This is a genomic window from Pseudomonas sp. GW456-L12 (assembly GCF_059424045.1).
In genome coordinates this window covers 116249-131038 of record NZ_JBWKZA010000015.1, presented here as the reverse complement: position 1 = coordinate 131038, position 14790 = coordinate 116249, and the positions used below count along the sequence as shown (strand labels likewise).

Annotated in this window: 14 protein-coding genes; 2 read left to right on the top strand and 12 right to left on the bottom strand. The window is 62.4% G+C overall.

The window, feature by feature from the left end; all coding sequences use genetic code 11:
• The 6 genes from AC07Y9_RS19510 to AC07Y9_RS19485 all read right to left on the bottom strand — a co-directional run bounded on the left by AC07Y9_RS19510 (window position 1) and on the right by AC07Y9_RS19485 (window position 7388).
• A complete protein-coding gene (locus tag AC07Y9_RS19510; protein WP_007928322.1) occupies window positions 1-1143 on the bottom strand; it encodes an ABC transporter ATP-binding protein in 1143 nt (380 codons plus the stop codon).
• Window positions 1144-1217: 74 nt separating this feature from the next.
• Window positions 1218-2312, bottom strand: coding sequence for a polyamine ABC transporter substrate-binding protein (locus tag AC07Y9_RS19505; RefSeq protein WP_009051375.1), 1095 nt, complete (start codon window positions 2310-2312; stop codon window positions 1218-1220).
• 186 nt (window positions 2313-2498) lie between these two features.
• Complete coding sequence (locus AC07Y9_RS19500; RefSeq protein WP_053263034.1) at window positions 2499-3593, bottom strand: polyamine ABC transporter substrate-binding protein; 1095 nt, start codon at window positions 3591-3593, stop codon at window positions 2499-2501.
• Between the two features lie 186 nt (window positions 3594-3779).
• A complete protein-coding gene (locus AC07Y9_RS19495; RefSeq protein WP_087092489.1) occupies window positions 3780-5144 on the bottom strand; it encodes an aspartate aminotransferase family protein in 1365 nt (454 codons plus the stop codon).
• Window positions 5145-5201: 57 nt separating this feature from the next.
• Window positions 5202-6560 carry a glutamine synthetase family protein gene (locus AC07Y9_RS19490; protein ID WP_007928318.1) on the bottom strand — a complete coding sequence of 453 codons (1359 nt, stop codon included), beginning with the start codon at window positions 6558-6560 and terminating at the stop codon, window positions 5202-5204.
• A gap of 30 nt (window positions 6561-6590) precedes the next feature.
• Window positions 6591-7388: a gamma-glutamyl-gamma-aminobutyrate hydrolase family protein gene (locus AC07Y9_RS19485; protein WP_053263036.1), complete on the bottom strand. Its 798-nt coding sequence runs from the start codon at window positions 7386-7388 to the stop codon at window positions 6591-6593.
• Window positions 7389-7656: 268 nt separating this feature from the next.
• Between AC07Y9_RS19485 and AC07Y9_RS19480 the strand changes: the two genes are divergently transcribed.
• Complete coding sequence (locus AC07Y9_RS19480; protein WP_087092490.1) at window positions 7657-9033, top strand: glutamine synthetase family protein; 1377 nt, start codon at window positions 7657-7659, stop codon at window positions 9031-9033.
• Between the two features lie 211 nt (window positions 9034-9244).
• Entirely contained in the window at window positions 9245-9880 is a 636-nt protein-coding gene (locus AC07Y9_RS19475; protein WP_102678880.1) for a TetR/AcrR family transcriptional regulator, read from the top strand.
• Window positions 9881-9945: 65 nt separating this feature from the next.
• On the opposite strand, the gene AC07Y9_RS19470 is transcribed toward AC07Y9_RS19475, so the two are convergent.
• The 6 genes from AC07Y9_RS19470 to ssuE all read right to left on the bottom strand — a co-directional run bounded on the left by AC07Y9_RS19470 (window position 9946) and on the right by ssuE (window position 14695).
• Window positions 9946-10161 carry a TOBE domain-containing protein gene (locus AC07Y9_RS19470; RefSeq protein ID WP_007928303.1) on the bottom strand — a complete coding sequence of 72 codons (216 nt, stop codon included), beginning with the start codon at window positions 10159-10161 and terminating at the stop codon, window positions 9946-9948.
• Between the two features lie 107 nt (window positions 10162-10268).
• A complete protein-coding gene (ssuB, locus tag AC07Y9_RS19465) occupies window positions 10269-11075 on the bottom strand; it encodes an aliphatic sulfonates ABC transporter ATP-binding protein (protein WP_102678881.1) in 807 nt (268 codons plus the stop codon).
• Window positions 11072-11860, bottom strand: coding sequence for an aliphatic sulfonate ABC transporter permease SsuC (gene ssuC / locus AC07Y9_RS19460; protein WP_102678882.1), 789 nt, complete (start codon window positions 11858-11860; stop codon window positions 11072-11074). Before ssuC ends, ssuB begins: the two co-directional genes overlap by 4 nt.
• 9 nt (window positions 11861-11869) lie before the next feature.
• Entirely contained in the window at window positions 11870-13018 is a 1149-nt protein-coding gene (gene ssuD, locus AC07Y9_RS19455; protein WP_102678883.1) for an FMNH2-dependent alkanesulfonate monooxygenase, read from the bottom strand.
• Window positions 13019-13043: 25 nt separating this feature from the next.
• Complete coding sequence (locus tag AC07Y9_RS19450; protein ID WP_009046094.1) at window positions 13044-14012, bottom strand: sulfonate ABC transporter substrate-binding protein; 969 nt, start codon at window positions 14010-14012, stop codon at window positions 13044-13046.
• Window positions 14013-14101: 89 nt separating this feature from the next.
• The gene (gene ssuE / locus AC07Y9_RS19445; RefSeq protein ID WP_102678884.1) at window positions 14102-14695 is read right to left on the bottom strand and encodes an NADPH-dependent FMN reductase; all 594 of its coding nucleotides are present in this window, start codon (window positions 14693-14695) and stop codon (window positions 14102-14104) included.
• Window positions 14696-14790 lie beyond the last annotated feature (95 nt).

Below are 14790 nucleotides of genomic sequence, written 5' to 3'. Positions count from 1 at the left end.
TCATGAGCGCAGTACCACGCCGCTGTCGTCTTCCCACCAGACGTACACCTGGTCGCCCCAGGTTGGACGCGCGCCGCGACGCTCGGCGTTGGCCACGAACGACTGCACCAGCTTGCCGCTCGGCAGCTCGACGTAGAACACCGAGTGACCGCCCAGGTAGGCGATATCGTGCACCTTGCCGCTCGACCAGTTGTATTCGCAGGTCGGCATGTCCGGGGTCACCAGGAGTTTTTCCGGGCGGATGGCGTAGGTCACCGACTTGTCCTGCACCGAGGTGCTGATGCCGTGGCCCACGTAGATGTTGCGGTCCAGGTCCTTGCAGGTGATGGTGGCGTGGCCTTCGGCGTCGTCGATCACTTCACCTTCGAAGATGTTGACGTTGCCGATGAATTCGCAGACCAGGCGGCTGGTCGGGGTCTCATAGATGTCGATCGGACTGCCGATCTGGGCGATCCAGCCCAGGTGCATGATCGCGATGCGCTCGGCCATGGTCATGGCCTCTTCCTGGTCGTGGGTCACCATCACGCAGGTCACGCCGACCCGCTCGATGATCTCCACCAGCTCCAGTTGCATCTGCGAGCGCAGCTTTTTATCCAGGGCGCCCATCGGTTCGTCGAGCAGCAGCAGTTTCGGTCGCTTGGCCAGGGAGCGGGCCAGGGCCACGCGCTGGCGCTGGCCGCCGGAGAGCTGGTGCGGCTTGCGCTTGGCGTACTGGCTCATTTGCACCAGCTTGAGCATCTCGGCCACGCGGGCATCGATCTCGGCCTTGGGAATCTTGTCCTGCTGCAGGCCGAAGGCGATGTTCTGCGCCACAGTCATGTGCGGGAACAAGGCATAGGACTGGAACATCATGTTGATCGGCCGCTCGTAGGGCGGCATGTCGGTGATGTCCACACCGTCCAGGTAGATGCGCCCCTCCGTGGGCCGTTCAAACCCCGCGAGCATCCGCAGCAGGGTGGACTTACCCGAGCCAGAACCGCCGAGCAGGGCGAAGATCTCGCCTTTCTTGATTTCCAGGGACACGTCGTCCACGGCAATCGTCTCGTCGAACTTCTTCGTGACCCGGTCGATCTTGACCAACACCTGCTTCGGTGTCTGGTCGCCCTCGAGGGCTTTCTTGTAGGCGCCGGAGGCAACTGCCATTTACGAAACTCCCAGAAAAAAAGAGTGCAGTTCGCCCAAGGCGGGCGAACCCAGGATAGTTTGAGCGATTGACGCTATTTGCCCGACTTGACCTTGGTCCAGCTGCGGGTCATGAGTCGTTGGATCTTGGGCGGCAACTCTGAGTTGACGTACAGCTTGTCGACAATCTCCTGCGCCGGGTAAACGGCTTCGTCCTTGCGGACCGACTGGTCCATCAGCTCGCCCGCCTTGGGGTTCGGGTTGGCATAACCGACGGAATCGCTGACCTGGGCGATCACCTCAGGCTTGAGCAGGTAATTGATGAAGGCATGGGCCTGCTTGACGTTACCGGCGTCCTTGGGAATGGCCAGCATGTCGAACCAGAGGTTGCCGCCTTCCTTGGGAATCACATAGGCGATTTCGATGCCCTTGCCGGCTTCGGCGGCGCGCGCCTTGGCCTGGAACACATCGCCGGAGAAACCCGCGGCCACGCAGATTTCGCCATTGGCCAGGTCGGAGATGTATTTCGAGGAGTTGAAGTAGGTCACATAAGGCCGCACTGCCAGCAACTTGGCTTCGGCCTTCTTGTAGTCGTCGGGGTTCTGGCTGTTGGGGTCCAGGCCCATGTAGTTGAGCACCGCCGGGAGCATTTCATCGGCGGAGTCGAGGAAGGCCACGCCGCAGCTCGACAGCTTCTTGATGTTTTCCGGCTCGAACAGCATGGCCCAGGAGTCGATCTTGTCCACGCCCAGCGCGGCCTTGACCTTCTCGACGTTGTAGCCGATGCCGTTGGTGCCCCACAGGTAAGGCACGGCGTACTGGTTGCCCGGGTCGTTTTTCTCCAGGCGCTTGAGCAGCACCGGATCGAGATTGGAATAGTTGGGCAGCTGTGCCTTGTCGAGCTTCTGGAACGCCCCGGCCTTGATCTGCTTGCCCAGGAAGTGGTTGGACGGCACGACCACGTCATAACCGGTACGACCGGCGAGCAACTTGCCTTCCAGGGTTTCGTTGGAATCGAACACGTCGTACAGCGGCTTGATGCCGGTGGCCTTTTCGAAGTCCGCCAATGTGCTCTGACCGATATAGTCAGACCAGTTATAAATATGCACGGTCGGCGCGGCATAAGCGCTGACGGCCAGCGTCAGCCCGGCGCCCACCAGCATGGCTTTGCGAAATAAAGAAATAGGCAAGTGGAGGTCCTCTCAACAATTGGGCCTGAGTTGCCCGCACTACATGACAGCCAAGAGCTGCCCAGCAACAAAACCGGCGCGCAACTTACCTTCGATAAACCGATCCAGCAAAACTTTCTGTCATTTAATTGCACCGCTGACCGCCCTCGCGGGGACGACAGCCAGCGGTTGCTGCCTCAAACCGGTTTATTTGCCGGATTTGATCTTGGTCCAGCTGCGGGTCAACTCACGCTGGGTGGCGGCCGGCAGATCGGCGATCGCATACAGCTTGGCCTGCACGTCTGCTGGTGGGTAGATGCCCGGATCGCTGGTGATGTCTTTTTCTACCAGTGCCGTTGCGGCGGCGTTGCCGTTCGGGAAACGCACGGCGTTGGTGATGCCGGCCATGACTTCAGGCTTCTGCAGGAAGGTCATGAACTTGTAGGCGCCCTCGACGTTTTCCGCATCCTTGGGGATAGCGACCATGTCGTAAAAGGTGCCGGCGCCTTCTTTCGGAATGACGTAGCTGACTTTCACCTTGTCGCCGGCTTCGGCGGCGCGGGACTTGGCCTGCTGCACGTCACCCGAGTAACCGACCGCTACGCAGATGTTGCCGTTGGCCAGGTCCGAGATGTACTTGGAGGAGTGGAAGTAGGTGATCGAAGGACGGATCTTGAGGAACAGCTCTTCGGCTTTCTTGATGTCGTCTTTCTTCTGGCTGTCGGTCGGCAAGCCCAGGTAATGCAGCGCGACCGGGATCATTTCGGTTGGCGAGTCGAGGAAGCTCACGCCGCAGCCCTTGAGCTTGGCGATGTTCTCGGGCTTGAGCAGGGTGTCCCAGGAATCGATCTTGTCGACGCCCAGCGCAGCCTTGACCTTCTCCGGGTTGTAGCCGATGCCGATGGAACCCCACATGTATGGGAAAGCGTGCTTGTTGCCCGGGTCACTGACCGAAACCGCCTTGAGCAGATCCTGGTTCAGGTTTTTCCAGTTGGGCAACTTGGAGACATCCAGCTCCTGATAAACACCGGCCTTGATCTGCTTGGCCAGGAAGTTGTTCGACGGCACGACCACGTCGTAACCGGACTTGCCTGCCAGCAGTTTGGCTTCCAGGGTCTCGTTGCTATCGAAAACGTCGTAGACCACCTTGATCCCGGACTCTTTCTCGAAGTTCGCGATGGTGTCAGGTGCGATGTAGTCGGACCAGTTGTAAACGTGCAGCACTTTGTCGTCTGCCTGGGCCACTGCCGCCATCGCGCCCATCAGGGACATGGCGAGGAGGGTCTTGCCAGCTTTCTTCATACCTATTGCCTTCATGCGTCATGCTCCAATTATTCTTTTTAACCTTGTGTTCAGCGACCGGTTGCCAGGCAACTAAAAACAGGCGGTAGTCTGGCAAGTTCCAAGGCGGGCTTTCAACAGAAGCCCCCATCCTTTATGGCCGCCCCGAGCGAAGTACCGCGGGGTACTCCGCTCAGAGCCTAGCACTTAGCCCTGTAACGCACTCAAGGTCAGGTCCAGGCACTTGCGGGCCTTGCTCACCAGCTCATCGATCTCCTCCTTGGTGATCACCAGGGGCGGAGCGATGATCATGGTGTCGCCCACGGCGCGCATGATCAGGCCATTGTCGAAGCAGAACTGCCGGCAGATCATGCCGACGCCTCTTCCGACATACCGCGCACGGGTGGCCTTGTCCTGAACCAGCTCGATGGCGCCCAACAGGCCGACTCCGCGAACCTCACCCACCAGCGGGTGATCGTTCAGTTCCCGCAGGCGTTTCTGCAAATACGGTGCCGTTTCTGCCTTGACGCGCTCGATAATTTTTTCGTCGCGCATGATGCGGATGTTTTCCAGGGCCACGGCGGCGGCCACCGGGTGCCCGGAATAGGTGAAACCGTGGTTGAAATCGCCGCCCTCGTTGAGCACCGCCACCACTTCGTCGCGCACGATCAGGCCACCCATGGGGATGTAGCCGGAGGTCAGGCCCTTGGCGATGGTCATCATGTCCGGCTTGAGGTCGTAGAAATCGCTACCGAACCACTCACCGGTACGCCCGAACCCACAGATCACCTCGTCGGCGACGAACAGGATGTCGTACTTGGCGAGGATTTCCTTGATCCGCGGCCAGTAGCTTTCCGGCGGCACGATTACGCCGCCCGCGCCCTGGATCGGCTCGGCGATGAAGGCACCGACGTTATCGACGCCGACTTCGAGAATCTTCTCTTCCAGCTGGTTGGCCGCCCAGATCCCGAACTCGTCCGGGGTCATGTCGCCGCCTTCGCCGAACCAGTAAGGCTGCGGGATATGCACGATGCCCGGGATCGGCAAGTCGCCCTGTTCGTGCATATAGGTCATGCCGCCCAGGCTCGCGCCAGCCACGGTGGAGCCGTGATAGCCGTTGACCCGGCTGATGATGGTTTTCTTCTTCGGCTGGCCCTTGATCGCCCAGTAGTGGCGAACCATGCGCAGCATGGTGTCGTTGCCTTCGGAGCCCGAGCCGGTGAAGAACACATGGTTCATGCCCTTGGGGGCCACATCGGAGATGGCCTTGGCCAGTTCCAGCGCCGGCGGGTGGGCGGTCTGGAAGAACAGGTTGTAGTACGGCAGCTCGCGCATCTGCTTGCTGGCGGCGTCGGCCAGTTCTTCGCGGCCATAACCGATGGCCACGCACCACAGCCCGGCCATGCCGTCGAGGATCTTGTTGCCCTCGCTGTCCCAGAGATAAACGCCCTCGGCGTTGGTGATGATCCGCGGGCCCTTCTCCTTCAACTGCTTGAAGTCGCTGAACGGGGCCAGGTGGTGCTCGCTGCTGAGGGTTTGCCACTCACGGGTTTGCGGGTTGTTGCTGGTCATTGGAACTCTCCTGATTTTCCGGTGAGGGCGCCGCCGGTGACGGCGGCGCCCCGCGCATCAGACGGCGAAGAGCAGGAATTCCCGCTCCCACGAACTGATGACGCGCTTGAAGTTTTCATGCTCGGCCCGCTTGACCGCGACGTAGCCAGTGATGAATTTCTTGCCCAGGTACTTCTCGATGGTCTTGCTGTTTTCCATGCGCTCCAGGGCGTCCTCGATGGTCAACGGCAGGCGCAGGTTGCGGCGCTCGTAACCGCGGCCGACCACCGGCGCGCTCGGGTTGTGGCCTTCGACCATGCCGATGAACCCGCACAGCAGGCTGGCGGCGATGGCCAGGTAAGGGTTGGCGTCGGCGCCCGGCAGGCGGTTTTCCACCCGGCGGTTCTGCGGCCCGGCATCCGGCACACGCAGGCCCACGGTGCGGTTCTCTTCGCCCCACTCCACGTTCACCGGTGCCGAGGTGTCCGGCAGGAAGCGGCGGAACGAGTTGACGTTAGGCGCGAACAGCGGCAGCAGCTCGGGGATGAACTTCTGCAGGCCGCCGATGTGGTTGAGGAACAGCTGGCTCATGGTCCCGTCTTCATTGGAGAAGACGTTCTTGCCAGTCTCGATGTCGATGATGCTCTGGTGCAGGTGCATGGCGCTGCCCGGCTCGCCGGTCATCGGCTTGGCCATGAAGGTGGCAGCCACCTCGTGCTTGAGCGCGGCTTCGCGCATGGTGCGCTTGAACACCAGGATCTGGTCGGCCAGGGACAGGGCGTCGCCGTGACGGAAGTTGATTTCCATCTGCGCCGTGCCGTCTTCGTGGATCAGCGTGTCGAGGTCCAGTTCCTGCAGTTCGCACCAGTCGTAGACGTCCTCGAACAGCGGGTCGAATTCGTTGGCCGCTTCAATGGAGAACGACTGGCGACCGGTTTCCGGGCGCCCGGAGCGACCGACCGGTGGCTGCAACGGGTAGTCCGGGTCGTCGCTGCGCTTGGTCAGGTAGAACTCCATCTCCGGCGCCACGATCGGCTGCCAGCCGTGGTCGGCGTAGAGTTTCAGGACCTTCTTGAGCACGTTGCGCGGCGACAGCTCGATCGGGTTGCCCTGCTTGTCGTAGGTGTCGTGGATCACCTGGGCGGTCGGCTCGATGGCCCAGGGCACGAGGAATACCGCGTTCTGGTCCGGGCGGCAGACCATGTCGATGTCGGCCGGGTCCAGCAGTTCGTAATAGATGTCGTCTTCGACATAGTCGCCGGTCACCGTCTGCAACAGCACGCTCTCGGGCAGGCGCATGCCTTTTTCGGCGATGAACTTGTTGGTCGGCGAGATCTTGCCCCGGGTAATCCCGGTCAGGTCGCCAATCATGCATTCGACTTCTGTGATCTTGTGGTCTTTCAACCAATCGGTGAGCTGGTCGAGGTTGTTACTCATAAATGCCTCTAGGCGTGAGTTTCCTGGCTCTTATAAGCCAGGTTTTTGTGACGCATTGGCGTCGCGTTGAATGACCCGCTTGCGACAGGCATCGCCAAATGCCTGGAAGATGGCGAGGTAGTGAGGGTTAGAGCTTACCTGCCATTCGGGGTGCCATTGCACCCCCAAAGCAAAAGCCTTGCCTCCCTCGATCGGCGCCCCCTCGACGGAGAAGGCTTCGATCAACCCGTCGGGTGCCAGGGCCTCTATCTTCAGGCCCGGCGCCAGACGTTCAACGCCTTGGCCATGAATCGAATTGACTTCAATCTGCGCCGGCAGGCCGAGCCCGGCCAGCACCCCACCCGGCTGCACATGCAGCGCATGGGCCGGAGCGTATTGCACTTCCACTGGCTGGCTATCGTCCTCACGGTGGTCCATGAACGGACCGGCTTCGTGGACCCGCTGATGCAGGCTGCCGCCGAAGGCCACGTTCATTTCCTGAAAACCGCGGCAGATCCCCAGTACCGGAACCCCGGCCGCCACCGCGGCGCGGATCAGCGGCAGGGTGCTGGCATCACGGGCAGGGTCATGCGCGGTTCCCGGCGCGCTGGCGGGACCGCTATAGTGAAAAGGTTCGATATTGGAGGGTGAACCAGTAAAGAGGATGCCATCCAGACCGTCCAGAATATCGGACGGGCTCAGAATATCGGCCAGGGACGGGAGGATCATGGGCACGCCCTTGGCTGCTACTGCCACTGCGCGGACGTACTTGTCGCCACTGATGTGATAAGCATGCAGACCGATCTGCCTGGAGCAGGCGGTGACGCCGATTAACGGCAGGCGAGACATGAAACACCCCGGTATTATTGCTGTTATGGGTTTAAATCGAGCTTAGCCTTGTTCATTTTTTTACACAACACCCCCGTAAAAAATACAACACGGCCCGCTCAAGGCTGCGGCGGCCAAGCCCTCCGAAGCCAGAAAAGCGCCCCAAAAATGCCCCACAGGCGCTTTTTTAGGGCAAAAAAGGCCTCGCTTGACTTCGGCATGCCGTTCGGGTTGACTGAAACCTGAAAAGATCAATGATTGATATTTTTAACAACAAAGGTGTTGCATCATGTCGGTACCCCCGCGTGCCGTTCAGCTTAACGAAGCGAACGCGTTCCTTAAGGAACATCCTGAGGTTCTGTACGTTGACCTTCTGATTGCGGATATGAATGGTGTGGTGCGCGGCAAGCGCATCGAACGCACCAGCCTCCACAAGGTTTACGAGAAAGGCATCAACCTGCCGGCCTCTTTATTTGCTCTGGATATCAATGGCTCGACGGTGGAAAGCACCGGCCTGGGCCTGGACATCGGCGACGCCGATCGAATCTGCTATCCAATCCCCGATACCCTGTGCAATGAGCCCTGGCAGAAGCGCCCCACCGCGCAACTGCTGATGACCATGCACGAACTCGAAGGCGACCCCTTCTTCGCCGACCCGCGCGAAGTGCTGCGTCAAGTCGTTGCCAAGTTCGACGAGCTGGGCCTGACCATCTGCGCGGCTTTCGAGCTGGAGTTCTACCTGATCGACCAGGAGAACGTGAATGGCCGGCCACAGCCGCCACGCTCGCCAATCTCCGGCAAGCGCCCGCATTCGACCCAGGTCTACCTGATCGACGACCTCGACGAGTACGTCGACTGCCTGCAGGACATTCTCGAAGGCGCGAAAGAACAAGGCATCCCGGCCGACGCCATCGTCAAGGAAAGTGCTCCGGCGCAGTTCGAAGTGAACCTGCACCACGTCGCCGACCCGATCAAGGCTTGCGACTATGCGGTACTGCTCAAGCGTCTGATCAAGAACATCGCCTACGACCATGAGATGGACACCACCTTCATGGCCAAGCCTTACCCAGGCCAGGCGGGTAATGGTCTGCACGTCCACATTTCGGTCCTGGACAAGGACGGCAAGAATATTTTTGCCAGCGAGGATCCCGAGCAGAACGCCGCACTGCGTCACGCGATCGGCGGTGTGCTCGAGACCCTACCGGCGCAGATGGCTTTCCTCTGCCCGAACGTCAACTCCTACCGTCGTTTCGGCGCGCAGTTCTATGTGCCGAACTCGCCGAGCTGGGGCCTGGACAACCGTACCGTGGCCATCCGCGTACCGACCGGTTCTTCCGACGCCGTGCGCATCGAACACCGTGTCGCCGGTGCCGATGCCAACCCGTACCTGCTGATGGCTTCGGTGCTGGCGGGCGTGCACCACGGTCTGGTCAACAAGATCGAACCGGGCGCGCCAACCGAAGGCAACTCCTACGAGCAGAACGAGCAGAGCCTGCCGAACAACCTGCGCGATGCATTGCGCGAGCTGGACGACAGCGAAGTCATGGCCAAGTACATCGATCCGAAATACATCGATATCTTCGTGGCCTGCAAGGAAAGCGAGCTGGAGGAGTTCGAGCACTCGATCTCCGACCTCGAGTACAACTGGTACCTGCACACCGTGTAAGCGGCTGCAGCAAAAAAACGCCACCGGCCGCAAAGGCCCGTGGCGTTTTTTTATGGCCGCCTTGCGGCGGATCGCGGGCAAGCCTCGCTCCTACAGGATCGGAGCGTATGCCATTTCCATCTTGCAGGAGCGAGGCTTGCCCGCGAAGGCGTCCTGGCAGACAACACCCGACACGCCTCGTACAATGCCCGCTGCCCCGCAGGAGACTCCCATGACACGCGTAGCCACCCCCCGCAAACCCCGCGCACGCAGCCAGGCCCGGATCGACTCGATACTCGATGCCGCCCGCACCCTGCTTGCCGCCGAGGGCGTGGCCAGCCTGTCGATCTACAGCGTGGCCGAGCGCGCGGAGATTCCGCCCTCCTCGGTCTACCACTTCTTCGCCAGCGTTCCCGCCCTGCTCGAAGCCCTGACCGCCGACATCCACGCCGCGTTCCGCGCCTGCCTGCAAGAGCCCATCGACCACACCGCCCTGAGCAGTTGGCACGACCTGTCGCGCCTGGTCGAACAGCGCATGCTCGCCATCTACAGCGCCGACGCCGCGGCCCGCCAGTTGATCCTGGCCCAGCATGGCCTCACCGAGGTCACCCAGGCCGACCGCCAGCACGACATCGAACTGGGCGACCTGATGCACAAGCTGTTCGACCAGCACTTCCAGCTGCCAGCGCTGCCCGCGGACGTCGATGTATTCGCCCTGGCCATGGAGCTGGGCGACCGCGTCTACGCGCGCTCGGTCCAGCAGCATGGGCAGATCACCGAGCGCATGGCCGAGGAAGGCATGCGGGTGTTCGATGCCTACCTGGGGCTGTACCTGCCGCCTTACCTGCCCAAGCGCCCTGCCCTGTAGCCGTCAGCGCCCACAAAAAAGCCCCGAAGGGCTCACGCCGTCCGGGGCCGGTTGTCGCGCACCGGTCACAACTTGGCGATCGATACCTCGGTGGATTTCACGAACGCGATCACTTCGCTGCCGATCGCCAGCTCCAGCTCCCGCACCGAACGGGTGGTAATCACCGACGTGACGATGCCGGAGGCGGTCTGCACGTCGATTTCCGAGAGCACGTCGCCTTCGACGATTTCCTTGATGGTGCCTTTGAACTGGTTGCGAACGTTGATGGCCTTGATAGTCATACGATTTCTCCTCGGGTCGAAATAAGCGGCACGTTTCAAGCGGCAAGCTGCAAGTAAAAGCACTCGACTCCTTCTTGCAGCTTGCAGCTAAAAGCTTGCCGCTGCTTTTATTGCGCCCAGCGCAATTGCGTGGGCAAGGGTGAAACGGGTTCCGGCTCGGGCGGCGACCCGGGCAGCGACAACACGCGGTTGAGTACTTCGGCTTCCAGCGCCGCCAATCGATGGGAGCCACGCACCCGTGGGCGCGGCAGCTCCACCAGCAGGTCGAGACCGACCTCGCCTTCTTCGATCAGGATCACCCGGTCGGCCACCGCCACCGCTTCGCTGACGTCGTGGGTCACCAGCAGGACAGTGAAGCCATGCTGCTGCCACAGGCGCTCGATCAGTTGCTGCATCTCGATCCGGGTCAGGGCATCCAGCGCGCCCAGAGGCTCGTCCAGCAGCAACAGGCGTGGCTGGTGAATCAGCGCCCGGGCCAGGGCCACCCGCTGCTTCTGGCCACCGGACAAGGCGGCCGGCCACTCGTTGGCGCGATCAGCCAGGCCCACCGCCTCCAGGGCTTCCAGGGCCTGGGGGCGCCAATCGCCCTTGAGGCCCAGGCCGACGTTGTCGATGACCTTCTTCCAGGGCAGCAGGCGCGCCTCCTGGAACATCAGGCGGGTGTCCTCGATGGCCTGGCCCAGCGGCGCGGCACCGGCCAGCAGTTCACCGCCGGTGGGTTTGTCGAGGCCGGCCAGCAAGCGCAGCAAGGTACTCTTGCCGCAACCGCTACGGCCGACCACCGCGACGAATTGCCCGGCCGGAATATGCAGGTCGATCTCGCGCAACACCTGGCGCGAACCGAAGGTCTTTTGCAGCTTGCGCACCGCCAGCGGAATACCGCGCAGCAGGCGTGGAGGTTGTTGAGCCGTCATTGCGCACCTCCCCTCGCCACTTGATAGGCCGGATGCCAACGCAGCCAGGCACGCTCCAGGCCGCGCGCGGCGAGGTCCGCCAGTTTGCCGAGCACGGCATACAGGACGATGGCCAGCACCACCACGTCGGTCTGCAGGAACTCCCGGGCGTTCATCGCCAGATAACCGATGCCGGAGCTGGCGGAGATGGTTTCCGCGACGATCAGCGTCAGCCACATAAAGCCCAGGGCAAACCGCACGCCTACCAGGATCGAAGGCAAGGCGCCCGGCAGGATCACCTGGCGGAACAGGGCGAAGCCGGACAGGCCATAGCTGCGCGCCATTTCCACCAGCGCCGGGTCGACGTTGCGGATGCCGTGGTAGGTGTTCAGGTAGATCGGGAACAGAGTGCCCAGGGCCACCAGGAAAATCTTCGCCGACTCATCGATGCCGAACCACAGGATCACCAGGGGAATCAGCGCCAGGTGCGGCACGTTGCGGATCATCTGCACCGAGCTGTCCAGCAGGCGCTCGCCCCACTTCGACAGGCCGGTGATAAAGCCCAGGGCCAGGCCAATGCCGCCGCCGATCAGGAAACCGATCGCCGCGCGCCAGCCGCTGATAGCCAGGTGGGTCCAGATTTCGCCGCTGCGCACCAGGCCGATCCCGGCTTCGATCACCGCGCTGGGTGCCGGCAGGATTCGCGTCGACAGCCAGCCGGCCGAGACCGACAACTGCCATACCGCCAGTAACAGCAGCGGCAGGGCCCAGGGCGCCAGGCGATGGAACAAGGTTTGTCTGTTCATGGCCACGCCTCAGCTCTGGGACGCAGCTTTGGGGATGATGTCGTTGGCGACCATTTCGCCGAACGGGCTGACGTAGCCGGCGCCCCTGGGCAGCTCGGGACGTTCGATATCCAGGTGCGGGAACAGCAGTTCGGCCACCCGGTACGACTCTTCCAGGTGGGGGTAACCGGAGAAGATAAAGGTGTCGATACCAAGGTCCGCGTACTCCTGCATCCGCGCCGCCACGGTCGGGCCATCGCCGACCAGCGCGGTGCCCGCGCCGCCCCGTACCAGGCCGACACCGGCCCAGAGGTTGGGGCTGACTTCCAGCTTGTCACGGCGCCCGCCGTGCAGGGCCGCCATGCGTTGCTGGCCGACCGAATCGAAGCGCGCCAGGGACGCCTGGGCGCGGGCGATGGTGTCGTCGTCCAGGTGGGAGATCAGGCGCTCGGCCGCCTGCCAGGCCTCGGCGTTGGTTTCGCGCACGATCACATGCAAACGAATGCCGAAGCGCACACTGCGTCCCTGCTTGGCGGCCTTGGCCCGGACCTGCTCGATCTTCTCGGCCACCGCGGCCGGTGGTTCGCCCCAGGTCAGGACCATGTCCACCTGCTCGGCGGCCAGGTCCTGCGCGGCTTCCGAGGAGCCGCCGAAGTACAGCGGCGGACGCGGTTGCTGGATCGGCGGGTAAAGCAATTTGGCGCCCTTCACGCTGATGTGCTGGCCGTCGTAGTCGACGGTTTCGCCTTCCAGCACCCGGCGCCAGATGCGGGTGAACTCCACCGAAGCCTGGTAGCGCTCTTCATGGCTGAGGAACAGGCCGTCGCCGGCCAGCTCGTCCGGATCGCCGCCGGTCACCAGGTTGAACAGCGCCCGGCCGCCAGACAGGCGATCCAGGGTTGCCGCCTGGCGTGCCGCCACCGTCGGAGAAATGATCCCGGGGCGCAGGGCGACCAGGAATTTCAGGCGCTGGGTCACCGGGATCAGCGAGGCCGCCACCAGCCAGGAATCCTCGCAGGAGCGCCCGGTGGGGATCAGCACGCCACCGAAACCGAGGCGGTCGGCCGCCTGGGCGATCTGCTGCAGGTAGCCGTGGTCGACGGCGCGAGCGCCTTCGGCGGTGCCAAGGTAGTGGCCGTCGCCGTGGGTGGGCAGGAACCAGAAAATATTGAGGCTCATGGAGTTGTCTCCTAAGGGGATCGAGTTACGGCGCTTTGGCAACGGCGGCTGGAGGCGTCCAGATCACGTCTTTGATGCTCAGGGGTTTGGGAATCAGCTTGAGCTGGTGGAAGCTGTCGGCGATTTTCTGCTGGGCCGCCACCACGTCCGGGGTCAGGAAGTGCGCGCCATAGCCCTGGCGTTTCACCGAGGTCAGGGTGATGTCCGCCGGCAGGCCGAGCAGTGGCGCCACCTGCTGGGTCACCTCGTCCGGGTTGGCCTTGGACCACTCGCCCACCGCGCGCACTTCTTCCACCAGGGTCTTGATCACTTCGGGGTGCTGCTGCGCGTAGGGTTTGGTCGCCAGGTAGAACTGGTGGTTGTCGACGATGCCGCTGCCGTCACGCAGGGTGCGGGCTTGCAGCTGCTTCTCGGCCGCCGCCTGATAGGGGTCCCAGATCACCCAGGCATCGACGCTGCCACGCTCGAAGGCGGCGCGGGCATCGGCGGGCGGCAGGAATACGGTCTGGATGTCGCTGTACTTGAGGCCGGCGTCTTCGAGGGCGCGGACCAGCAGGTAGTGCACGTTGGAGCCCTTGTTGAGGACCACCTTCTTGCCCTTGAGCTCCGCCACCGACTTGATCGGCGAATCCTTGGGGACCAGGATCGCTTCGCTGGTCGGCGCCGGTGGCTCGTAGGCCACGTACAACAGGTCGGCACCGGCGGCCTGGGCAAATACGGGAGGAGTCTCGCCGGTGACGCCGAAATCGATGGAGCCGACGTTCAGCCCTTCCAGCAACTGCGGGCCACCGGGGAACTCAGTCCATTGCACCTGCACGCCCTGCTCCGCCAGGCGCTTCTCCAGCGAGCCCTTGGCCTTGAGCAGCACCAGGGTGCCGTATTTCTGATAGCCGATACGCAGGGTTTCGGCCGCTTGGGCTTGAACGATGGCGCCGAAGGACACAGCCGCAGCAAACAGAGCGACCAGACCACGACGCAAAATCACAGGGCGCATGGCGCTCTCCTTTTTGCTGTTGGGTTTTGGCTGCACCTGCTAGGCCGTTGGCGGCTAAGTAAGGCCAGTACTTCAGATTCGGGTAGGACTCAAATGCTCCAGCGAGCACTCAACAAACGGTCATTCAACAGATTCGGGTCCAGCGGCTTGGGACGCCGCGCCATGGCGCTGTGGAACTGTTCCAGGGCTTCGCGCAGACGCTGCTCCAGCGCCGGCGCCAGCTGCGCCTGGGCGTTGCCTTCGCCGTAGGCGATCTGGCTGTCTTCGGCGAAGATGCCCTGGAGCATCTCCTGGGCCTTCAGGGCCGACAGCACCGGCTTGAGTGCGTAGTCCACCGCCAGCATGTGGGCGATGCTGCCGCCCGTGGCCATCGGCAGCACCACCTTGTGGTTCAGGGCGCGTTCCGGCAGCAGGTCGAGCACGGTTTTCAGCGCACCGGAAAACGATGCCTTGTAGACCGGGGTGGCGATCAGCAGGCCATCGGCCTGTTCGATCTGTTGCAACAGGTCGATCACCATCGGGCTGTCGAAGCGCGCGTGGAGCAGATCCTCGGCCGGGAAATCCCGGACCTGATAGTCGACCACTTCCACACCTTGTTGCTGCAACCAGCGTTTGGCGTGTTCCAGCAGCACCCCGGAGCGGGAGCGTTGGCTGGGACTGCCACCGAGTGAGACGACCAGCATGCAGAGGTTTCCTTTAGCGGTAATGGGCGATTCGCGGTTTGCGATCTCGCTGAGCTGAGCAGACCTTAACAGCCTATTTATATATCCATAAATCT